We start from the raw sequence: 21,029 nt of genomic DNA, 5'->3' as shown, positions 1-21,029 counted from the left end.
TACGAGGCTTCCGGTGGCCTGCTGCCGGGCCATCCCCGCAGGTGCGCCGGCCTGCTTTCGAGTGTGAAGAAGGGCTGGCACGAACCGGAATGTCCCTGTACAATGCACAGCTCAACGCGGGAATAGCTCAGTTGGTAGAGCGCAACCTTGCCAAGGTTGAGGTCGCGAGTTCGAGTCTCGTTTCCCGCTCCAGGTTTTCCAAGGCCCCGCTCGCGGGGCCTTGTCGTATCGGTGACCCGGCCTCCGGTTTTCCGATAGACTTCGAGCACCGGCCTGGTGGCAGAGTGGTTATGCAGCGGACTGCAAATCCGCGTACGCCGGTTCAATTCCGACCCAGGCCTCCATCGAAGCCCGCCTTGGCGGGCTTCGTCGTTGCCGGCGCAGGGATTGATCCCGATCAAGGCGCGGCGGTCGAGGGCCGCCCATAGTGGCGGCATGGAAACCCCCGACTTGCCGCCCATGCCGGCGTGGAATTTCGATCCCGGGCTGCTGCGCCGCCACGACCGGCCAGGACCGCGCTACACCTCGTATCCGACCGCGCCGCATTTCCGCGCGGATTTCGACGCCGCGCAGTTGCGTCGTGCCGTGATCCGTTCGCAGGCGCGATGGCCCGGGCGGCCGCTCTCGCTCTACGTGCACGTGCCGTACTGCAGCCATCCTTGCTTCTACTGCGGGTGCAACCGCGTGATCACGCGCGATCGCGGCAGGGGCGAAGCCTACGTGCGGCGCGTGCTGCGCGAAGCGGAGATGCTGGCGGCGCTGCTCGATCCGCGGCGCGAGGTCGTGCAGGTGCACCTCGGCGGCGGGACGCCGAACTTCCTCTCCCCGGCGCTGATCGGCGAACTGATGGCCGGTTTGGGGCGGCACTTCCGGTTCGATGCCTCGCCCGGCCGGGACGTCTCGATCGAGCTGGATCCGCGGCAGGCGTGCCGGGGCGACATCGCGGCGTTGGCCGCGATCGGGTTCAATCGCGTCAGCCTGGGGGTCCAGGACTTCGACCCCGACGTGCAGCGCGCCATCAACCGCATCCAGGGCGTGCGGGAAACGCTGTCGCTCATCGAAGCCTGCCGCCAGCACGGCATCCGCTCGGTGAACGTGGACCTGGTCTACGGCCTGCCGCGGCAGAACCTGCAAGGTTTCTCGCGGACGCTGGACGCGGTGGTCAGCACGCGCCCGGACCGGCTGGCGATCTATGGCTACGCGCACCTGCCGCAGGTCTTCCGCGCGCAGCGCAAGATCGCCGATGCCGACCTTCCGGACCCGGAACTCAAGCTGGCGTTGTTGGGTTCGGCGGTGCGAACCCTGTCCGGGGCCGGTTACCAGTACATCGGCATGGACCATTTCGCGCTGCCGGAAGACGAGTTGGCCCAGGCCCAGCGCCGCGGCGACCTGCACCGGAACTTCATGGGGTACACGACCCATGCCGGCACCGATCTGCTCGGGCTGGGCGCGAGTGCGATCAGCCACGTCGGGGACAGCTACAGCCAGAATCCGAAGGGGTTGCCGCAATGGGAGGCCGCCATCGACGAAGGTCGCCTGCCGGCCTGGCGCGGGCTCGTGCTGTCGCAGGACGACCAGGTGCGCGCCGACCTGATCCAGCGGCTGATGTGCCAGGGGGAGATCGATGTCGGCGCGATCGAGGCGGCATACGGCCTCGATTTCCGCAGCCGCTTCGATGCCGAGCTGCGGGCGCTGGCGCCGCTGGCGGACGACGGCCTGGTCGGCGTCGAACCGGGCAGGGTGCGCGTGACCGACGCGGGGCGGCCGCTGGTCCGCCTGGTCGCGATGTGCTTCGACCGCTACCTGCAGGCGCCGCGGCAGGCCGCGTATTCCAAGGCGATCTGACCCCGGCATTCACAACCGCGTGGCGATCAGGCACCCTATCGCCCCATGCCCGGATGGCGAAACCGGTAGACGCAAGGGACTTAAAATCCCTCGACCGCGAGGTCATGTGGGTTCGATTCCCACTCCGGGCACGTGAGATGGCGAGTCGCCGGCCGGCGCTCGCCGCGCGGATCGCATCCAACGGGAAAGGGCATGACGGCCGCAAAGCTCGTCGACATCGCATCGGCCGCCATCGGCATCATCGGACTGGGCTATGTGGGGCTGCCGCTGGCCGCGGAGTTCGGGCGGTACCGGCGCACGGTGGGCTTCGACATCGACGCCACGCGCGTGGCGCGGTTGCAGGCCGGCCACGACGACACGCTCGAGCTGCAGCCGGACCAGCTGGCCGCCGCACGCCTGCTCGAATACAGCGCCGACCCGGCTTCGCTCGCCGGCTGCGGCGTCTTCATCGTCACCGTGCCGACGCCGATCGACGCGCACGAGCAACCGGACCTGGAGCCGCTGCGCAGCGCGACGCGGCTGATCGGCTCGATGCTCGAGCCCGGCGACCTGGTGATCTACGAATCCACGGTGTACCCGGGTACCACCGAGGAAGTCTGCGTGCCGATCCTGGAATCGGTGTCCGGCCTGCGCTTCAACCGGGATTTCTACTGCGGCTACAGCCCGGAGCGGATCAATCCCGGCGACCACCAGCGGCGGTTGCCGGACATCCGCAAGATCACGTCCGGTTCCACGCCCGAAGCGGCAGCCGCGGTCGACGCGCTCTACGCGCAGATCATCACCGCCGGCACCTGGCCGGCGCCTTCGATCCGCGTCGCGGAGGCGGCCAAGGTCATCGAGAACATCCAGCGCGACGTCAACATCGCGCTGGTCAACGAGCTGGCGCTGATCTTCGACCGGCTCGGCATCGATACCCAGGACGTGCTGGACGCGGCCGGCACCAAGTGGAATTTCCTGCCGTTCCGGCCGGGGCTGGTGGGCGGGCACTGCATCGGGGTCGATCCGTACTACCTGCTGCACAAGTCCGAGAGCGTGGGTTACCACCCGGACCTGATCCACAGCGCGCGCACGATCAACAACCGGGTGGGGCGGCACGTGGTGGAGCGGGTGCAGGCGCTGCTGGCCGATCGCGGCGTGTCCATGCCGCAGGCGCGCATCCTGGTCCTGGGCATCACCTTCAAGGAGAACTGCCCGGACCTGCGCAACAGCCGCGCGCTGGAGCTGGTGGAATCCTTCGCCGCGCTGGGCGCCAAGGTGGATGCGGTCGATCCCTGGGCTTCGCCCGAGGAAGCCCGGCGCAAGGCCGGCATCGCCGTGGCGCCCGAGGCGGATGCCGGCGGCTACGACGCGATCGTGCTCGCGGTGGCGCACCGGCAGTTCCGCGAGTTCGATGCCGATCGCATCCGCGCGCTCGGGAAGCCCGGTGCGGTCGTTTACGATGTGAAATCGGTCTGGCCGAGGGAACTCGTCACCGACCGGCTGTAGCGGATCGACCAATCGGAGGCGCGATGCATCGTTACCTGGCCCTGGCCATCAGCTTGTCGATGTGGTGCCTGAGCGCGGTCTTGGCCGTGCGATGGCCGGACTGGTGGTGGGGCGTGGCGGTCTTCGGCGCGCTGGTCGCGCTCGGATGCTGGGACCTGCGCCAGCGGCGCAGCACGCTGCGGCGCAACTATCCCATCCTGGCCCACTTCCGCTACGGGCTGGAATCGATCGGGCCGGAGATCCGCCAGTACTTCGTGCAGAGCGACATCGACGAGGTGCCGTTCTCGCGCCAGCAGCGTTCGCTGGTGTACCAGCGCGCCAAGCAGGAAATGGACGTGGTGCCGTTCGGTACGCTGCGCAGCGCGTACGAGGTGGACTACGAGTGGATCAACCATTCGCTCGCGCCGAGTCACATCGACAGCCACGATTTCCGGGTGCTGGTCGGCGCCGATTGCGCCAGGCCGTACTCGGCGAGCGTGTTCAACATCTCGGCGATGAGCTTCGGCGCGCTGTCGGCCAACGCGATCCGCGCGCTCAACGAAGGGGCGCGGCGCGGCCGCTTCTACCACGACACCGGCGAGGGCTCGATCTCGCCTTACCACCGGGAACACGGCGGCGACCTGGTGTGGGAGATCGGTTCGGGCTACTTCGGTTGCCGCGACGAGGCCGGCCGCTTCAGCGAGGAGCGCTTCGTCGCCAATGCCGCCGGCGACCAGGTGAAGATGATCGAGGTCAAGCTGTCGCAGGGCGCCAAGCCGGGCCACGGCGGCGTGTTGCCGGCGGCCAAGGTGAGCCCGGAGATCGCGCAGACGCGCGGCGTGCCCACCGGCGTCGACTGCGTGTCGCCGGCGGCGCATTCGGCGTTCTCGACCCCGGTCGGCCTGCTGCAGTTCGTCGCGCGCTTGCGCGCGTTGTCCGGCGGCAAGCCGACCGGCTTCAAGCTCGCGATCGGCCACCCCTGGGAATGGTTCGGGATCGCCAAGGCGATGCGGGAAACCGGACTGCTGCCGGACTTCATCGTCGTCGACGGGGCCGAGGGCGGGACGGGCGCGGCGCCATCGGAGTTCGTCGACCATGTCGGTGTGCCGATGCACGAGGCGCTGATGCTGGTGCACAACACGCTGGTCGGGCTGGACCTGCGCGATCGCATCCGGATCGGCGCCGCGGGCAAGATCACCAGCGCCTTCGACATCGCGCGCACGCTGGCGATGGGCGCGGACTGGTGCAACGCGGCGCGCGGCTTCATGTTCGCGCTCGGCTGCATCCAGTCGCTCAGCTGCCACAACGATCGCTGCCCGACCGGCATCGCCACGCAGGATCCGCGCCGCTGGCGGCACCTGGACATGCCGGACAAGGCCGAGCGCGTGCACCGCTTCCACGAGAACACGCTGAAGGCATTGCGCGAGCTGCTGTGCGCGGCCGGGCTGGACGATCCGGCGCAGCTGGGTCCGGAGCACATCATCCGCCGCGTGTCGCCGGTGGAAATCCGTTCGCTGGCCTCGCTGTACCGCTTCCTGGAACCGGGCGAGCTGCTGCACGCGGTGCCGGCGCATGCGGTGTTCCGCGACTACTGGGCGGATGCGCGCAGCGATTCGTTCGCGCCGCCGCCGCGCATCCGGGCGCTGCGCGACAGCAAGTCGCGATAGCGGGGGACGGCGATGCGGTTCAGGGCCGGGCACGGAGGGGATGTCGATGCGCTCTGGGCCTTGCGCACGCGCTGCGTGCGCGAGCTGTGCAGCAGCCATTATCCGCCGGAGGCCATCGCGCCGTGGGCCGCATCGCCGCCGCCTGCGCACTACCCGGAGCTGCTTGCCCAGGGCGGCTGCATCGTCGCCGAGGATGCCTCGGGCCGGCTGCTGGGCTATGGGGTCCTGGACCGGGAAGGCAACGAGATCGATGCGCTGTTCGTCGATCCCGACCGCGGCGGGCAAGGCATCGGCCAGGCCCTGATGCAACGGCTGCTGGCGCGGGCCGATCGCGCCCGGGAGCTGGTGGTGTCGGCCTCGCTCAACGCCGTGCCGTTCTATCGGCGCGTCGGCTTCGTCGTCGAACGCGAGGAGCGCTATCCGCATCCCTGCGGCGTGGCCTTGGCTTCGGTACGGATGCGGCGGCCCTGGTAGCGGCTCAGCGTTCCAGCCAGGCCAGCGCGCCTTCGGCCGCGCGCAGAGCGCTGGCGAAGCAGGCGGTGAGCAGGTAGCCGCCGGTCGGGGCTTCCCAATCGAGCATTTCGCCGGCGCAGAACACGCCCGGCAGCGCGGCCAGCATCAAGCCCTCGTCCAGCGCCGACAGGCGTACGCCGCCGGCCGTGCTGATCGCTTCGGCCATGGGGCGCGGCCGGAGCAGGACCAGCGGCAAGCGCTTGAGCGTGGCAGCCACCGCGGCAAGGTCCTGGCCGGCATCCTTGCCCAACCGCTCGAACACCAAGGCGGCCTTGGCCGCATCCAGCCCGGCCTGGCGGCGCAGGTGCTCGCCGAAGCTGCGGCCCTTGCGCGGCTTGGACAGGTCGGCCAACAGGCGGGCTTCGTCGCGGCCGGGGACCAGGTCCAGCCACAACATGGCCTGGCCGTCGCGATCGATCGTTTCGCGCAAATCGGCCGCCAAGGCGTAGACGAGGCTGCCCTCGATGCCGTACTCGCTGGCCACGCATTCGCCTTGCAGCCGATGGGCCTGGCCGGCGAGGCCGTGCCAGTGCGCGACCACCGGCTTCAGCGGCGCGCCGGCGTGGCGCTGGGCGAACCAGGGCGTCCAGGCGACGTCGAAGCCGCAGTTGGCCGGCTGCAGCGGGGCGATGTCCACGCCGCGCGAACGCAACAACGGGACCCAGGCGCCATCGGAACCGAGCTGCGGCCAGCTGCCGCCGCCCAGCGCCAGCACGGTCGCGTCGGCACGCACGGATACGTCCTCGTCGCCATGCGCGAAGCGCAGGCTGCCGTCGTCGTTCCAACCCAGCCAGCGATGCTGCACGTGCAGGCGCACGCCCTGTTCCTTCAGGCGCCGTACCCAGCCGCGCAGCAGCGGCGCCGCCTTGCGGTCGACGGGGAAGACCCGGCCGGAACTGCCCACGTAGGTGTCCACGCCGAGGCCGCGCGCCCAGTCGCGCAGGGCTTGCGCGTCGAAGTCGCGCAACCACGCGCCGACGGTTCCGGCCTGCTCGCGATAGCGGCTGGCGAACAGGCCGGGCGGATCGGAATGGGTGAGGTTGAGCCCGCCCTTGCCGGCGATCAGGAACTTGCGGCCCGGCGAGCCCTTGGCCTCGTAGAGGTCCACCTGCAGGCCGGCCGCCCGCAGGCGTTCGGCGGCGAACAGGCCGGCAGGGCCGCCACCGATCACGGCCACCCGGGCAGCGGACACCGGCCCGGCCATCAATCCGCGCGCACGCCGAGCAGTTCGACGTCGAATACCAGCGAGGCGCCGGGCGGGATCACGCCGCCGGCACCGCGATCGCCGTAGCCGTACTCGGGCGGGATCATCAAGGTGCGCTTGCCGCCGACCTTCATGCCGGCCACGCCTTCGTCCCAGCCGCGGATCACCTGGCCGCCGCCGAGCCGGAACTGGAAGGGCTCACCGCGATCCACCGAACTGTCGAACTTGTCGCCGTGCCTGTCGGCGGTGCGCTCGTCGTAGAGCCAGCCGGTGTAGTGCACGGTGACCAGGTCGCCGGGCTTGGCTTCCGCGCCGTCGCCGGGATGCGTGTCGATCTTCTCGAACTGCGCGATGGTGCCGCCCGGCGGCGGGCCCGGGGGCGTGCAGCCGGCCAGCAGGCAGAGCAGCATCAGGAGTGGGAATCGCAGCATGGCGGCATCCGGCGCAAAGGGGCGGGGATTATCGCACCCATGCCGGCTATCATCCGCGCATGGCGAAGCTGCTGATGAACCTGCGCAACGTGCCCGACGACGAGGCCGAAGACGTCCGCCGCCTGCTGCGCGAGCACGGCGTGGCCTTTTACGAGACGCGTCCGAGCGTGTTCGGCATCTCCGCCGGCGGCATCTGGCTGCAGGACGCGGACACCCATCCGCGCGCGCGCCAGTTGCTGGCGGAGTACCAGCGGCAGCGCAGCGAGTCCGCCCGCGCGCAGCGGCAGCGGGCGCTGGAGGAGGGCACCGCGGAGACCTTCGGCTCGCTGTTGCGGCGCCGGCCGCTGTTCGTGCTGGCGACGCTGCTGGCGATGCTGCTGGTGGCCTCGCTGGTCCTGCTGCCGTTCCTGCTGTTGAAGGGGTAGGCGCCGCCAGCGGGTAAAATGGGCGGATGTTCACCAACACCGCCGCCTACCACTTCGTCGCCATCGCCGATCCCGACGCGCTCGCCGGGCAGGTCCGCGAGCGTGCCGCCGCCCTGCGGCTGACGGGCACCGTGCTCGTGGCGGGCGAGGGCATCAACCTGTTCCTGGCCGGCGCGCAGGCGGACATCGACGCGTTCTACGGCGAACTGCGGTCGGACCGCCGCTTCGCCGGCATGCGCATCAAGTACAGCCGCAGCCGCCACCAGCCGTTCGGCAGGCTCAAGGTGAAGGTGAAGCCGGAGATCATCAGTTTCCGGCGCGACCACGCTTCGCCCCTGGGCGAGCGCGCCCCTGGCGTGTCGCCCGCCGTGCTGCGGCAATGGCTGCGCTCCGGCCGCGACGACCGGGGACGCCGCGTGGTGATGCTCGATACGCGCAACCGCCAGGAGATCGAATACGGCACCTTCGCAGGCGCGTTGACGCTGCCGATCAGCAAGTTCACCGACCTGCCGGAGGCGCTCCAGCCGCATCGCGAGGAGCTTGCCGATGCGACGGTGGTCAGCTTCTGCACCGGCGGCATCCGCTGCGAGAAGGCCGCGTTGTGGATGCGCGCCAGCGGCATGGACAACGTGCTGCAACTGGACGGCGGGATCCTCGGCTACTTCGAGGAAGTCGGTGGCGAGGGTTACGACGGCCGCTGCTTCGTGTTCGATGGCCGGGTCGCCCTCGACCCGCAACTGCAGCCCCTGCACGATCCGGAACAGCCGGTCGCCGAGGTCGGGAAAATCTGACCGATCAATTCCGGATTGTCCGATGGCCTGGCCTGGCCGGCCATCGGCAAGATCGGATGTCGCGGCGGGTGGACCATCGTCGCCGTGCATCAGCCAGCAGCATGACAGTTGCATGCAACCGGGTCATGGCTGCGAGCAAACGCCTTTCATGCTTCGGGAAATGCATGCCGCAAGGATGCTTTTTTGGCGGCGCGCAATGTCTTGCCCTGAATTATTCATGGAGCTAGGCTGGTCCAAGCGGCTGGCCGTCACAGTCTGGGGGACAACACGGATGACCATCAGAGTTTTTCTGATCGACGACCATGCATTGGTACGTACCGGTATGGGGATGATCCTGTCCAACGAGTTGGACATCGAGGTCGTCGGCGAATCGGAGACCGGCGAGGATGCATTGCCGCAGATCAGGCGCCTGCAGCCGGACATCGTGTTGTGCGACCTGCACCTGCCCGGCGTCAGCGGGCTGGAGGTGACCGAGCGGCTGGTCAAGGGCAGTTACGGCGTGCGGGTCATCATCGTGTCGGTGCTCGAGGACGGGCCGCTGCCGAAGCGCCTGCTCGAAGTCGGCGCGTCCGGCTACGTCGGCAAGGGCGGCGATGCGCAGGAACTGCTGCGCGCGGTCCGCGACGTCGCGCTGGGCAAGCGCTACCTTGGCAACAGCATCGCGCAGAACATGGCGCTGGCGAACCTGGACGGCGGTGCCTCGCCCTTCGATGCGTTGTCGCCGCGGGAACTGGAAGTGGCGCTGCTGCTCACCCAGGGCCTGCGCCAGGAGGACATCGCCAAGCGCTTGAACCTCAGCGCCAAGACCGTCAACACGCACAAGGCCAGGTTGTTCGAGAAGATCGGGATCCAGGACAACATCGCGCTGGCGCGCCTGGCCAACCAGTACGGGCTGACCGATCCGGCCCGGACGATCTGAGCATTTCCGGATGCCCAAAAAGAAAGCGGCCTTGCGGCCGCTTTCTTTTTGCCTGCCGTCAGCCGGCGCGCGGCTTGTCGGCGATGCCTTCCGGGGCGCGGTCCGGCGCCTGGGGTTCGGACGAGGCGTCCTCGTGCACTTCCGCGGCCAGCTTCTTCTCGTTCGCCGGCTGCGGAGCCGGGACGGTGTCCGGTCGCGGTGCCGGAGCTTCCGCCTGCGGCACCGCTTCTTCGGCGACCTGGCGGGGCTCGGCGTGCTGGACCGGCTCGGCCTCCGGCGCCGGTTGCTTGGGCGCTTCGTCGGGGGCGAGCGCATCCAGCAGCGTGGTCTGGACCGGCGCATACGGCTTGGGCGCGGGCACGGTTTCCGGGGCGGTGTCGGCCTTGGCGGTGTCGGCTTCCGCCTCAGCTTCCTGGGCCGCTTCGGTGGTTTGCGGCGGGACCACGGCCGGAGCGGTCACGGCGACCGGTTCGGGGGCGGCGACGGCCGGGCTGACCGCGATGGCGTGCGGCTCGCTGGCCGGCGCTGCCTGGACGACGGCGACGGGAGCGGCTTCCTTCGTTTCCGCGGGTTTTTCCGCGGGCGAAGGAACGCTGTCGGACGCGACCGGCGCAACGGGAGCCGGTCGCGGCGCCTCGTTGCGCACGACGGGGGCAGCCGGCGCGGCAGGGGCGGGCACATCGTCGAAATCGAATTCCGGCTGCGGCCCGGCCGACGTCGCGACCGGCGCAGGGGCCGCATCGGTCGCATCGACCTCCTGGCCCTCGTCCAGGTCGAGCTCGCCGTCGTCCAGCTCATCGGCGGTGCCGGCGGCGTTCTCGTTCGTCGCGCCGTTGCCACGGCGCCGGCGGCGTCCACCGCGGCGTCCGCGGCGGCGACGGCTGCCGCCTTCGCCGGCGGCCTCGCCCGGCGTCGCATTGGCCTCGCCAGCCTGGGGCTGCGCGGTAGCGGCCTCGGCAGAAGCCTCCGCGGCGGCCACGTTCGGCTCGCGGGCTTCGCGTTCGGCCGGGGCCGGCTTGGCGGCGACGGCTTCGCTGGCGAGCGCGGTCACGGCGACGGTGCCGGCGGCAGCCGTGGCGACCGCGTTCTCGTTCGAGCCGGCGGCGGCAGTGGGCTTGTCCTCGCGGGGCGGCCGTGGCGGTTGCGCGCGCTCGTTCGGTGCCGTTTCAGCCGGCTCCTGCTGGGCCGGGCGCTGCTTCTGCGCGGCGGGCTGCTGCGCTTGCTTCTGCGGCTTGGGCTGCTTGGTGGCGGGCGCCTGGTCGCCGCGCGGCTGCTTGGGTTGCGCCGGCTGCTGCGGCTGGGCGTTGCCGGCATTGCCCTGGCGGCGTTCCTCGCGGCGGGCGTTGGCGTTGTTGCCGCCGCGCTCCTTGCCCTGGCCGCCGTTGCCATTGCCGCGGTTGTCGCGCTCACGGCGCTGGCCACGCTCGCTGCGGTTGCCGCGGCCGTCCGCCTGCTTCTGCTGCGGGGCCTGCTCGGCCCGCGCCGGCTGGGCGGGTTCGGGTGCGCCGAAGATGCGCTTGAGCCAGCCCACCACGCCGCTGGGAGCCGGCGCCGGCGCCGGGGCCGGTGCGGGAGCTGCGGCAGGGGCGGGCGCGCGCACCGGTTCCGGTGCTTCCTCGCGCACCGGCGCAGGCTGGCTGTGCTTGACCTGCGTGACCGCGGGGGCGGGCGGGATGTTGAGCTGCGCCTTGGTGAGCGCATGCACCGGCAGCTTGCGCGGGGTGCCGCGCTGGTAGCTCGGCTTGCCGCTTTCCTCGCCCAGCTCGTTCTCGCGCAGGCGGGTGACTTCGTAGTGCGGCGTATGCAACTGCTCGTCGGCGACGATGATGATCGGCGCATCGTGGCGCTTCTCGATCTCGCTGAGCGCGCGGCGCTTCTCGTTGAGCAGGTAGTTGGCGATCTCCACCGGGGCCTGGACCAGGACCTGCCCGGTGTTCTCCTTCATCGCGTGCTCCTCGGCGACGCGGATGATCGACAGCGACAGCGACTCGACGCTGCGCATGCGGCCATGGCCGTCGCAGCGCGGGCAGACGATCTGGCTGGACTCGCCCAGCGACGGGCGCAGGCGCTGGCGGCTCATCTCGAGCAGGCCGAAGCGCGAGATGCGGCCGATCTGCACGCGCGCGCGGTCGTACTTGAGGGCGTTCTGCAGGCGGTTCTCGACCTCGCGCTGGTGCTTGGACGAGGCCATGTCGATGAAGTCGATCACCACCAGGCCGCCCAGGTCGCGCAGGCGCAGCTGGCGCGCCACTTCCTCGGCCGCCTCCAGGTTGGTGTGGAACGCGGTCTCCTCGATGTCGCCGCCCTTGGTGGCGCGCGCCGAGTTCACGTCGATCGCGGTCAGCGCCTCGGTCTGGTCGACCACGATCGAGCCGCCGGAGGGCAGGCGCACGTTGCGCTCGTAGGCGCCCTCGATCTGCGATTCGATCTGGAAGCGGTTGAACAGCGGGATGTCGTCCTTGTAGTGCTTGAGCTTGCGCAGGTTGTGCGGCATCACCTGCTGCATGAACTCGCGCGCGGTCTCGTACATCTCCTCGGTGTCGACCAGGATCTCGCCGATGTCGGCGCGCAGGTAGTCGCGCAGGGCGCGCACGATCAGGCGCGACTCCTGGTAGATCAGGAACGGGGACGGCTTGGACAGTGCGGCCTCGGCGATGGCGCGCCAGACCTGCAGCAGGTAGTCCAGGTCCCATTGCAGTTCCTCGGCATCGCGGCCGACGCCGGCGGTGCGGATGATCACCCCCATGTCGTCGGGGATGTTCAGCTTGTCCAGGGCGTCCTTCAGCGCGGCGCGGTCCTCGCCCTCGATCCGGCGCGAGACGCCGCCGGCCGACGGGGAGTTCGGCATCAGCACCATGTAGCGGCCGGCCAGGGAGATGAACGTGGTCAGGGCGGCGCCCTTGTTGCCGCGCTCCTCCTTGTCGACCTGGACCACGATCTCCTGGCCCTCGCGCAGCAGCTCGCGGATGCCGGCCTTATGGTGGTCTACCCCGCTCTGGAAGTAGTCGCGGGAGATTTCCTTCAGCGGCAGGAAGCCGTGGCGCTCGGCGCCGTAGTCGACGAAGGCGGCTTCGAGGGAGGGTTCCAGCCGGGTGATGCGGCCCTTGTAGATGTTGGACTTCTTCTGTTCCTTGGACGGCTGTTCGATGTCGATGTCGTACAGGTTCTGGCCGTCCACGATCGCCACGCGCAGTTCTTCGGCCTGCGTGGCGTTGATCAGCATTCGCTTCATTGTTGCGTTCCTCGCGCGCTGCTACCGCGCGGAACGCCATGGCGTTTCGCCTCTGGAACGGTTTCGCCGACCCCTCCGCGCCGGGCGCGTACAGGTCCGCTTGAGCTTTCCAGCGCTGCGACACCACGGCAGGCCGCGGGAGCGCTTGTTCGTTTTTTGGTGTTTCAGGACCGGCGGCCGCGTCCAGCAGGCTGGGGCGTCGCACGGGACATGTTCAGCGCGACGGCCCTAAGGCCGCCGGCGATGGCCGGGTAGGCCGGTAAGCCGCTAACATGGCCGCCCCGGGGGCGGTGGCCGCGCACTGTGCCGGATCCATCGGAAGCGGGGCTTCTGGCCCTAGGCAACTTCCAACGAAATCAAACCCTTATCTCGCCCGCCGAGTGTAGCAGAATAAATAGCCGGATGACCGATCCCCATACTCCGAAAGCGTCGGGCGCACGTATCGTGAAGGTCCCGGACGACCGCAGCGGCCAGCGCCTGGACAATTTCCTGCTCGGCCAGCTCAAGGGGGCGCCCCGCAGCCTGGTCTACAAGCTGGTCCGCAGCGGCCAGGTGCGCGTGAACGGGGGCCGGGCCAAGGCCGAGCGCAAGCTGGAAGGCGGCGACGAGGTGCGGCTGCCGCCCGTGCGTCTCACCGAGGAGGGAGAACGGACCCCGCCGCCCGCTGCCTTCCTGGCGCGGATGGAGGCGGCCATCGTGTTCGAGGACGAGCGGCTGCTGGCCCTGAACAAGCCTTCGGGCGTGGCCAGCCACGGCGGCAGCGGGATCAGCCACGGCGCGATCGAGACCCTCCGGGCGCTGCGTCCCAACCAGGGCCTGGAGCTGGTGCACCGTCTGGACCGCGACACCTCGGGCCTGCTGATCGTCGCCAAGAAGCGCTCGGCGCTCACCGAGCTGCAGGCGCTGATGCGGGAAGGCGACGGCGACGACGGCCGCGGCATCGCCAAGCGCTATCTTACCTTGCTGGTCGGCCGCATGCCCGATGGCGTGATGAGCGTGGACGCTCCCCTGCACATCGGCCTGCGCCAGGGCGGCGAACGGCACGTGCAGGTGAACGCGCAGGGCAAGCCGTCGCTGAGCCACTTCCGGGTGCTCGAACGGCGCGGAGGCCATTCCTATTGCGAGGTGCGGATCGAGACCGGCCGTACCCACCAGATCCGCGTCCACGCCCAGCATCTCGGCCACCCGGTCGCCGGCGACGACAAGTACGGCCAGGCCGAGGTCAACAAGCGGCTGCGCGAGCAGATCGGGCTCAAGCGCCTGTTCCTGCACGCCGCCTCGCTGGAGTTCGCGCTGGACGGCGGCCGGACCCCGTACCTGTTGAGCGCGCCGCTGGCCGACGAACTGGCCGAAGCGCTGGACCGGCTGGGCCGCTGACGCCGCCGGAGGGGCGCCAGGGGCGGCGGTTCAGCCGTTGCGCTTGTCGTGGTCGTGGTGCGGGTCGTGGCGTGGCTGCGGGTGCGCCGGGCGTGGTTCCGGCGCGCGACCGGCAGGCGCGTGCGGCGGCGCGAACGCGGCCATGCGCTGCGCCTGCGGCGGGCGCGGGAACGACGGGCGCGACGATGGCATCGGCGCCTGCTGTCGCTGCGGATGAGGCTGGCCGAAGGCCATCTCCTGGAGCGGCATGGCGCGCGGGACCTCATGCGGCGGCGCGAACGCAGGCGGCGCCTGCCGGGCCGGCATCGGCGCTTGGGCCGCGTTGCGAACGGCAACGGGAGCACGGGGCATCGGCATGCGCATGGGATCCATGTCGCGGGCATGGGCCGCGGCGGCGGGCAGGCCATGCCGGGGCGCCTGCGTGGCGGCCGCCGCCCACGGTGCCGTCGCACGGGGAGCGGGCGCGGGCACCCGGCCCGAAGGATGCAGCGGCGGCGCGAACGCCGCCGGTTGGGCGCGCAGGTCGTGCGGCGCGATGGCCATGGGTGGGGTGGCGCCGGCGCGAATCGCAGCCGGCGCAGGCGCCGCCATCGCCACCGGGCGGCCCGGTTGGAGCATCTGCGCATTGAAATGCGGCGTGGACAGGTGCGCGTAGTCCGGCGCACCCCGGTTCTGCGCGGCCGCGACTTGCGGGGAGGGCCCGCGCGAACCCTGGAACGGCCGCTGCGCCGCCGCCGACGCGGCCATCGGCATGCCTGCGGCCGTTGCGGCTTGGGCTGGCGGCGGTGCCGTCGTGGTCACCCAACTGCGGTTGTCCTGGTGGATGTCGTAGCTGCGCGCATCGATGCGGTTGTCGATGCGGTTGTTGATGATCGTCGTGCGCGGCGCGTACACCCGGTTCTGGTAGACCACGTAGTGCGGCGCGGCGGGCGGCGCGTTCCAGTCCACGCCCCAGTTGTTCCAGCCCCAGCCGTGCCAGGCCGGTTCCGGTTCGATCCAGGCCAGCGGACCGTGATGGTGGTGCTCGAGGGCGCTGCCCACCAGCACGCCGACGCCGAAGGAGACGAGGCCGGTGGCGAGCATGTCGCCGTCGTCGTAGACCCGCGCCGGGCGGTAGCGGTAGTCGCTGTAGACGTCGACCGGCGTGCCGTAGACCACGCCGGGGTCGTAGCGCGGCACATAGACCACGTCCGGCTGCGCGGGCTCGATGACGATGGTCCGGGGCGGCGGCGGGATCTCGCCTTCGTCCTGCGCCGGGGCGACCACGGTCTGCACCACCTGTACCCGCTGCTGCGGCGTGCTGCGCAGGTGGCCGCTGGCCTGGGCGCGCTGGCGCATCACCTGGATCGCGTCGAGCACGTCGTTGGGGTCGTGCGCGTAGGCATCGCCGAGGGCGCGGGTCCAGTCGAGGTTGCCGGCCAGCTGGTCGACCACGTCCGGGAACGCGCTCAGCGCCTTGACGCTGGGATCCCAGGGCTGCGAGGCCGCGCCCTGCAGCCGGTCGGCGGTGCTCAGGTTGCCGTTCTGGTGCAACCAGCCTTGCGCGGCGAGCACTTGGTCCGGATACACCGATGCCGCCAGGGTCTGCGCGACCAGCTTGTCCGGGAACAGCGCGATCGGCGCGACCAGCTTGTACAACTGCTCCGCGGTGGGCGGCACGTACGGCGGTTGCGCGGGATCGGCCGGGGCGGCGTCGCTGGTGGCCGCGGGCGGCGGGGCGGGCTGCTGGCAGGCGCCCAGCGCAAGCACGCTCAGCGTGGTGGCCACGGCCAGGGCGAGCCGGGCCGGCGACAACGTGCGGGTGTCCATGCTGCACCTCTCTTCGTGCGTTTGGAGGACGCGCGCAGGATGCGCCGGCTTGAATGTCTGCCACCTTTCTCGAAGCCGCGGCGGAGCCGCGCGACGGATCGCGTTCAGGCGTGATTGCGGCTTGGCGGAACGCCGCGTCAGGGCGCCGCGAAGCGGAACAGCACCAGGCTGATCGCCAGCGTGGCCATGCCGGTGACCAGGCCGTACACGGTCTCGTGGCCCTTCGCGTAGCGCTTGGCCGCCGGCAGCAGCTCGTCCAGCGCGAGGAACACCATCACCCCCGCGATCAGGCCGAACACCAGCCCGAAGATCGCCTCGGACAGCACGCCCGACAACGCCACGTAGCCGATCGCCGCGCCGACCGGTTCGGCGAGCCCGGACAACAGGCTGGCGAGGAACGCATAGAACTTGCTGCGCGTGGCGAAGTACACCGGCACGGTGATGGCGATGCCTTCGGGGATGTTGTGGATGGCGATCGCGAACGCCAGCGGCATGCCGACCGCCGGGCTTTCCAGCGTGGCGAAGAAGGTGGCGAGTCCCTCCGGGAAGTTGTGCGCGGTGATCGCCACCGCGGTCAACAGGCCGACCCGCCGGATGTAGGCGCGGTTGTTCTCGCGGAACAGCGGATCCTCGCTGCTCAGGCTCTGGTGCGGGTTGGGCACCAGCCGGTCGATCAGCATGATCAGCAGCACGCCGCCGAGGAAGGCGAGGGTGCCGTAGGTGAAGCCGAGCTTGTCGTTGAAGGCGAGCGAGAACGAGGCGATCGACTTGTTGAGGATCTCCGACAACGAGACGTACACCATCGCGCCGCCGGCAAAGGCCAGGCCGAACGCGAGCAGGCGCGGTTCGGGCTTGCGCGAGAACAGCACCATCAGGCTGCCCAGGCCGGTGGCCAGGCCTGCGGCCAGCGTCACCAGCAGGGCGGTGACCACGTTCGCGGAAGTGATGTCGGGCATGCGCCAGGTTCCGTCTTGGGCTTGGGTCCCGCATGCCGTCGCCGAACCCGGTTCGTATCGGGCGGAAGCCGGCGGCGCCGGCACGACGGGCGCCGCTCGCGGCGCCGGGGACGGGATCGCGGGACAGGCGCGCGGTCAGCCGCGCCGCGCGCGCTCCTCGATCGCGAAGCATTCGCTCGGCTTGGGCTGCGGCGGGTTGAAATCCACCGGCACCTGGATGGTCTGCGAAACCGGCTGGCCGTTGCGGGTGGCCGGATTGAACTTCCATTCTTCCCGCACGCGCTTCTGGGCCGACTCGTCCAGCACCGCCTGGCCGCTGCTCTGCACCAGCTGGACCTGGGTGACGGTGCCTTCGGTGCCGATCGTCACCTTGAGCACGGTCTTGCCGCCGATCCCGGCGCAGGCCAGTTCGGCCGGGTATTCCGGGGGCGGGGTGTGCACCGCGGTCAGCTCGGTCGGCGGCACGACGGGCGCCGCAGGCGTCTGGGACTTGCCGCAGGCGCCCAGCAGGACGGTGGCGGCAACCGGCAGTATCAGGTGGTGCAGGCGCATGGTCATGCTTCCTCGTAAAGGGCGGACGCCTTGGCGGCGCAGATGAAGTCGTTCTCGCTCAGGCCGCCGACGTCGTGGGTCGAGAACCGGGCGACGACCCGGTCGTAGTGCACGCCGAGGTCGGGGTGATGATCCTCGCGATGCGCGATCCAGGCCAGTGCATTGACGAAGGCCATCGTGTGGTAATAGTCGCGGAAGGCGAACGTGCGGGTCAGCGCGTTGCCGTTCTCCGCCAGCTCCCAGCCGGGGACCTGGGGCAGGAGTTCGGCCAGGCGGGCCTGGCCGAGCTTGTATTCGCTGCCCTTGCGGGGCAGGCAGTGCGCTTGCGCGAGCGGGACGAGGTCGGTCATCGGGGGCCTCCACGGTGGCTGACGTGAACGGGTTGCCAAGGGATGTAATGTTCCATCAGCGGTCGTCAAGACAGGGCTAGAATACCCGCATGATCCAGATATCCGACAAGGCACAGGCACACTTCCGCAAGCTGATCGAGCGCGAGGGCGTGGCCGGCATGGGCGTGCGCCTCAGCGCGGTGGACGCCGGCACCCCGCGCGCCGATGCGCGGCTCGAGTTCGCCGAGCCGGCCGACCTGCGCGGCGACGAGTGGGCGGTGGACTGCGACGGCTTCACGCTGTACGTGAGCGCCGACAGCGTGCAATGGCTCGACGGCGCGGAGATCGACTACGTCACCCAGTCCACCGGCAACCAGCAGCTGACCATCAAGGCGCCGAAGATCAAGGGCGAGGCGCCGGCGGAGTCGGCCTCGCTGGTCGAGCGGGTGCGCTGGGTGGTCGAGAACGAGATCAATCCGCAGCTGGCTTCGCATGGCGGCCGGGTGGCGGTGCAGGAAGTGTCCGCGGACGGCGTGGTGCTGCTGCGCTTCGGCGGCGGCTGCCACGGTTGCGGGATGGCCGACGTGACGCTCAAGCAGGGCATCGAGAAGACGCTGATGGGGCGCGTGCCGGGGGTGACCGCCGTGCGCGACGCCACCGACCACAGCACCGGCGATGCCCCGTACATCCCGCGCGACGCGGCCTGATCCCCTGTCGCACCGGTGACGAAAGCCGCCGACCTGATCGACCATCTGCTGGCGCGCAGGCCGGACTGGCCCATTCTCGAGAAACGCAGCGGCATGCCCCATGGCTGGGGCATCTGGATGCGCAGTGGCGTAGCGGCCGCCGCACCGTTCGACGGGCGCGACATCGCCGCGCATGTCGCCACGTTGCCGCGCCCGCCGGGGAGCGGGATCGCTCCCCAGTTGAGCTTCCTGGAGGCGTTCCGGCGGCTGTGGTGGCAGCACTGGGACCCGCGGCCGGCCGACCAGCGCGGACTGCACTGGCTCGGCGTCGCCGGCAGTTTCCTGATCCACGTGCTGTTCCTAGTGCTGTTGCTGTGGGTCGCGGTGGTGCGATGGGCCGCGCGCGAGACCGAGCCCGAGGCGGGGCGCGTACAGCTCTCCATCCTCGGGCGCGGAGCGCCCGACGACGAAGGCGGCGGCGAAGGCGGGCAGGCGATGGCACCGGAGGCCACGCAGAGAACCACCGCGCCGGTACGGCCGCGTTCCCGACCCGCGCCCGTCGCTTCCGGCCAAGCCTCGCCCGCGGCGACGCCACCGACGGCCGCCGCGGCGGAGGCCGAGCCCGCCTCGCCACCTGCGCCGCCGGTACCCGAGCGGGTGCCGCCTTCGGCCGAGCGCCCCGTGCCGCCGGTGGCCGTGCAGCGGCCGGCGCCGATGGTCATCGATCCCGCGCCGGTCATCGCCACCGAGACGCCGGTCGCGACGACCGATTTCGTGGTGCCGCCGCCGCCATCGGTCCCCCTGCGCGAGGCCCGGCTCGCCCAGCCCGAGTTGCCGCAGGTCCGCGAACGCCAGGTCGAGACGGTCGAGCGGCCGCAGGCGATGCAGGTCAGGCCGCGCGAGGTGCAGCCGCCCACGGCGCCGTCGTTGCCGGTGCCGACGGTGCGCGAGCGCGAGGTGGCGACGGTCGACCGGCCGGCGATCGCGTTGCCGCAACCGGCATTGCACCCGCCGGCGCCGACGCTGGAAACGCCCGAGGTCGCGGTCCGGCAGCGGGAACTGCCGGACGTTCCCGCGTCTTCGCCGGCCCCTGCGCCCGCGGCCGAGCCGGTCCGCCAGGCGCCGGCGCAAACCGCCCGTGCCATGGACGCGAGCCCGGCGGCGACCGCGCCGGCTCCCGCCGCATCGGCTCCGGCAAGCGCACCGGCCGAGTCGGGCCCGGTCGCGGCGGGCAGCACGCCTGCCGCCCGTGCTCCCGGCGCCAGCCCTGGCCGACAGGCCGGAGCAGGGCCCAGGCCCACCGATCGCAGCGGCGGCTGGGCGGCGCCCAAGGCGGCCGACGACTGGGGCCTGGGCGAACGCAACCAGGCCGGCCGGCAGGACGGAGGGGCGAGCCAGGGCGACGGCCTGTACAACCGCGACGGCAGCCTGCGCGTGCCCGAGCAAGGGCAGGCCGACGGCGGACGCGGCGCGCCCGGCAGCGAAACCGATCATTGGAGCCGCGAACGCATTGCCGAGTCGGGCACGTGGCTGAAGCGGCCGCCGTACGACTACACCCCGACCTCGTTCGACAAGTACTGGGTGCCCAACGAGTCGCTGCTCGAGGAATGGGTGCGCAAGGGCATCAAGAAGATCGAGATCGCGATCCCGGGCACGTCCACGAAGATCAGCTGCGTGGTGTCGATGCTGCAGTTCGGGGGCGGTTGCGGGCTGACCAATCCCAACATGAACGAACAGCCGGCCAGCGCCCGGCCGCCGCCGGATGTGCCGTTCAAGAAGGAGCTGCAGGAAGACAACGGCAGCGTGCGCTGAAGATCGGACGGGTGCGCCGCGAAGGCTTCCCGCGCGCTCCCGCGCGACCGGCCGCACCTCCATGTGCGGCCATTCGGTGGGAAAAGCCCGGGCGTTACTTGATGCCCTGCAGGTCGCGCAATTGCGTGGTGCGCGAGCCGAAGTACGCGGCCAGGTCGGCGATGTCCTGGTCGCTGAGGTTGGCGGCCTGCGGGCTCATCAACGCATGCTGGCGGTCGCCGCTGCGATAGGCCTGCAACGCATGGGCGATGTAGTCGCCGTACTGGCCGCCGAGCTTGGGATAGGTCGGGTCGATCGGGACGTTGCCGTCGGCGCCGTGGCAATCGATGCAGCTCTGGCCGGTCGCCTTGCCCTTGGCATGGGCCAGCTTGTCGCCGGACTCGATGCGGCCTGCGGGCAGGCCGGCGGACGAACTCGAGCCGTGCTCGCCGCTGGCATGGCCGGGATCGCCGGCGGACTTGCTGGTCGATTCGACCTGGGACTGGGAGCAGGCGGCCATGAGGGCCGAGGCGAGCAGGACGGTGACGAGACGCAGGGCATGCTGGCTTTTCGACATGGCGTGCTTGCCTTACTTGAGGGTGGACAGGAACGCGGCGATGTCGGCGATGTCCTGGTCGGAGAAACTCTGCGCCTGAGCCTGCATGGTCGGGTGCTTGCGCTTGCCCTCCCGGTACTCGACCAGCGCCTGGCTGAGGTATTGCGGGGATTGGCCGCCGATCTTGGGGATGCGGAAGCTGGGATAGGCGTTCTTGTAGCCGGTGATCCCGTGGCAACCCTGGCAGGTGTAGACCAGGACGCGGCCATTGGCCGGGTTCCCGGTCGGCGATGCCGGGTTGGCGGCGGGAGCGGAGGCGGTCGGTGCGGCATCCTGGCTGGCCAGGGCGCCCCCCAAGGGCAGGAAAACGACCAGAGCGAGACAAGCGGCGAGCGGCTGCGGGCGCATTGATTTCGGGTCCGGGTACGGGTTTTGGTGGCTCCGGCGTGGGGGGACGCGGGGCCGGGACCGAGTATAGCCCG

General features: G+C 70.6%; 19 protein-coding genes and 3 tRNA genes. 13 read left to right on the top strand and 9 right to left on the bottom strand.

From position 1 onward, the window contains the following. The first annotated feature begins 116 nt into the window (after nucleotides 1–116). From M3M27_RS10905 to M3M27_RS10875, 7 genes are all read left to right on the top strand, one after another. Nucleotides 117–192 (top strand) — tRNA-Gly (locus M3M27_RS10905). 78 nt (nucleotides 193–270) lie between these two features. Beyond that, a tRNA-Cys gene (locus M3M27_RS10900) sits at nucleotides 271–344 on the top strand. A 91-nt stretch (nucleotides 345–435) separates the two neighbouring features. Further along, a complete protein-coding gene (gene hemN / locus M3M27_RS10895) occupies nucleotides 436–1,845 on the top strand; it encodes an oxygen-independent coproporphyrinogen III oxidase (RefSeq protein ID WP_434025708.1) in 1,410 nt (469 codons plus the stop codon). 47 nt (nucleotides 1,846–1,892) lie between these two features. Beyond that, nucleotides 1,893–1,976: transfer RNA gene (locus M3M27_RS10890), tRNA-Leu, on the top strand. A gap of 61 nt (nucleotides 1,977–2,037) precedes the next feature. Next, nucleotides 2,038–3,330, top strand: a complete 1,293-nt coding sequence (locus M3M27_RS10885; RefSeq protein WP_434025707.1) for a nucleotide sugar dehydrogenase — start codon at nucleotides 2,038–2,040, stop codon at nucleotides 3,328–3,330. 23 nt (nucleotides 3,331–3,353) lie between these two features. Then, on the top strand, nucleotides 3,354–4,976 hold the full coding sequence (locus tag M3M27_RS10880; protein WP_140720820.1) for an FMN-binding glutamate synthase family protein: 1,623 nt from the start codon (nucleotides 3,354–3,356) through the stop codon (nucleotides 4,974–4,976). A gap of 12 nt (nucleotides 4,977–4,988) precedes the next feature. Beyond that, nucleotides 4,989–5,450 carry a GNAT family N-acetyltransferase gene (locus M3M27_RS10875; RefSeq protein WP_434025706.1) on the top strand — a complete coding sequence of 154 codons (462 nt, stop codon included), beginning with the start codon at nucleotides 4,989–4,991 and terminating at the stop codon, nucleotides 5,448–5,450. A gap of 4 nt (nucleotides 5,451–5,454) precedes the next feature. Here the strand turns inward: M3M27_RS10875 and M3M27_RS10870 are convergent, their stop codons facing one another. After that, complete coding sequence (locus tag M3M27_RS10870) at nucleotides 5,455–6,693, bottom strand: TIGR03862 family flavoprotein (RefSeq protein WP_434025705.1); 1,239 nt, start codon at nucleotides 6,691–6,693, stop codon at nucleotides 5,455–5,457. Further along, nucleotides 6,693–7,121: an FKBP-type peptidyl-prolyl cis-trans isomerase gene (locus M3M27_RS10865; protein WP_434028004.1), complete on the bottom strand. Its 429-nt coding sequence runs from the start codon at nucleotides 7,119–7,121 to the stop codon at nucleotides 6,693–6,695. The genes M3M27_RS10870 and M3M27_RS10865 overlap by 1 nt, the downstream gene beginning before the upstream one ends. 62 nt (nucleotides 7,122–7,183) lie before the next feature. On the opposite strand from M3M27_RS10865, the gene M3M27_RS10860 reads away from it, so the two are divergent. From M3M27_RS10860 to M3M27_RS10850, 3 genes are all read left to right on the top strand, one after another. Next, nucleotides 7,184–7,549 (top strand): DUF6164 family protein, encoded by a 366-nt coding sequence (locus tag M3M27_RS10860; protein WP_434025704.1) that lies wholly within the window; start codon nucleotides 7,184–7,186, stop codon nucleotides 7,547–7,549. A gap of 26 nt (nucleotides 7,550–7,575) precedes the next feature. Further along, nucleotides 7,576–8,340 carry a sulfurtransferase gene (locus M3M27_RS10855; RefSeq protein ID WP_434025703.1) on the top strand — a complete coding sequence of 255 codons (765 nt, stop codon included), beginning with the start codon at nucleotides 7,576–7,578 and terminating at the stop codon, nucleotides 8,338–8,340. Nucleotides 8,341–8,611: 271 nt separating this feature from the next. Continuing rightward, on the top strand, nucleotides 8,612–9,259 hold the full coding sequence (locus tag M3M27_RS10850; protein ID WP_434025702.1) for a response regulator: 648 nt from the start codon (nucleotides 8,612–8,614) through the stop codon (nucleotides 9,257–9,259). 58 nt (nucleotides 9,260–9,317) lie between these two features. Here the strand turns inward: M3M27_RS10850 and rne are convergent, their stop codons facing one another. Continuing rightward, nucleotides 9,318–12,491: a ribonuclease E gene (rne, locus tag M3M27_RS10845; protein WP_434025701.1), complete on the bottom strand. Its 3,174-nt coding sequence runs from the start codon at nucleotides 12,489–12,491 to the stop codon at nucleotides 9,318–9,320. A 402-nt stretch (nucleotides 12,492–12,893) separates the two neighbouring features. On the opposite strand from rne, the gene M3M27_RS10840 reads away from it, so the two are divergent. After that, the gene (locus M3M27_RS10840) at nucleotides 12,894–13,868 is read left to right on the top strand and encodes an RluA family pseudouridine synthase (RefSeq protein ID WP_140720842.1); all 975 of its coding nucleotides are present in this window, start codon (nucleotides 12,894–12,896) and stop codon (nucleotides 13,866–13,868) included. Between the two features lie 30 nt (nucleotides 13,869–13,898). Here the strand turns inward: M3M27_RS10840 and M3M27_RS10835 are convergent, their stop codons facing one another. The 4 genes from M3M27_RS10835 to M3M27_RS10820 form a co-directional block, all read right to left on the bottom strand. After that, a complete protein-coding gene (locus tag M3M27_RS10835; RefSeq protein WP_434025700.1) occupies nucleotides 13,899–15,677 on the bottom strand; it encodes a DUF3300 domain-containing protein in 1,779 nt (592 codons plus the stop codon). Nucleotides 15,678–15,814: 137 nt separating this feature from the next. Next, on the bottom strand, nucleotides 15,815–16,633 hold the full coding sequence (gene zupT, locus M3M27_RS10830) for a zinc transporter ZupT (protein WP_140720850.1): 819 nt from the start codon (nucleotides 16,631–16,633) through the stop codon (nucleotides 15,815–15,817). 135 nt (nucleotides 16,634–16,768) lie between these two features. Next, on the bottom strand, nucleotides 16,769–17,185 hold the full coding sequence (locus M3M27_RS10825; RefSeq protein ID WP_218569564.1) for an energy transducer TonB: 417 nt from the start codon (nucleotides 17,183–17,185) through the stop codon (nucleotides 16,769–16,771). Nucleotides 17,186–17,187: 2 nt separating this feature from the next. After that, nucleotides 17,188–17,535 carry a 4a-hydroxytetrahydrobiopterin dehydratase gene (locus M3M27_RS10820; protein WP_140720856.1) on the bottom strand — a complete coding sequence of 116 codons (348 nt, stop codon included), beginning with the start codon at nucleotides 17,533–17,535 and terminating at the stop codon, nucleotides 17,188–17,190. Nucleotides 17,536–17,624: 89 nt separating this feature from the next. On the opposite strand from M3M27_RS10820, the gene M3M27_RS10815 reads away from it, so the two are divergent. Both M3M27_RS10815 and M3M27_RS10810 read left to right on the top strand, forming a co-directional pair. Beyond that, the gene (locus tag M3M27_RS10815; RefSeq protein ID WP_140720859.1) at nucleotides 17,625–18,221 is read left to right on the top strand and encodes an NfuA family Fe-S biogenesis protein; all 597 of its coding nucleotides are present in this window, start codon (nucleotides 17,625–17,627) and stop codon (nucleotides 18,219–18,221) included. Nucleotides 18,222–18,236: 15 nt separating this feature from the next. Continuing rightward, a complete protein-coding gene (locus tag M3M27_RS10810; RefSeq protein WP_434025699.1) occupies nucleotides 18,237–20,012 on the top strand; it encodes a transmembrane repetitive protein in 1,776 nt (591 codons plus the stop codon). A gap of 94 nt (nucleotides 20,013–20,106) precedes the next feature. Here the strand turns inward: M3M27_RS10810 and M3M27_RS10805 are convergent, their stop codons facing one another. Both M3M27_RS10805 and M3M27_RS10800 read right to left on the bottom strand, forming a co-directional pair. Continuing rightward, nucleotides 20,107–20,568 (bottom strand): c-type cytochrome, encoded by a 462-nt coding sequence (locus M3M27_RS10805; RefSeq protein WP_434025698.1) that lies wholly within the window; start codon nucleotides 20,566–20,568, stop codon nucleotides 20,107–20,109. A gap of 12 nt (nucleotides 20,569–20,580) precedes the next feature. Continuing rightward, nucleotides 20,581–20,955 (bottom strand): c-type cytochrome, encoded by a 375-nt coding sequence (locus M3M27_RS10800; protein ID WP_434025697.1) that lies wholly within the window; start codon nucleotides 20,953–20,955, stop codon nucleotides 20,581–20,583. Between the last annotated feature and the right edge of the window lie 74 nt (nucleotides 20,956–21,029).

The organism is Xanthomonas boreopolis, assembly GCF_046529185.1.
Classification (GTDB): domain Bacteria; phylum Pseudomonadota; class Gammaproteobacteria; order Xanthomonadales; family Xanthomonadaceae; genus Pseudomonas_S; species Pseudomonas_S boreopolis.
This window is presented reverse-complemented; position numbering and strand designations above follow the sequence as displayed.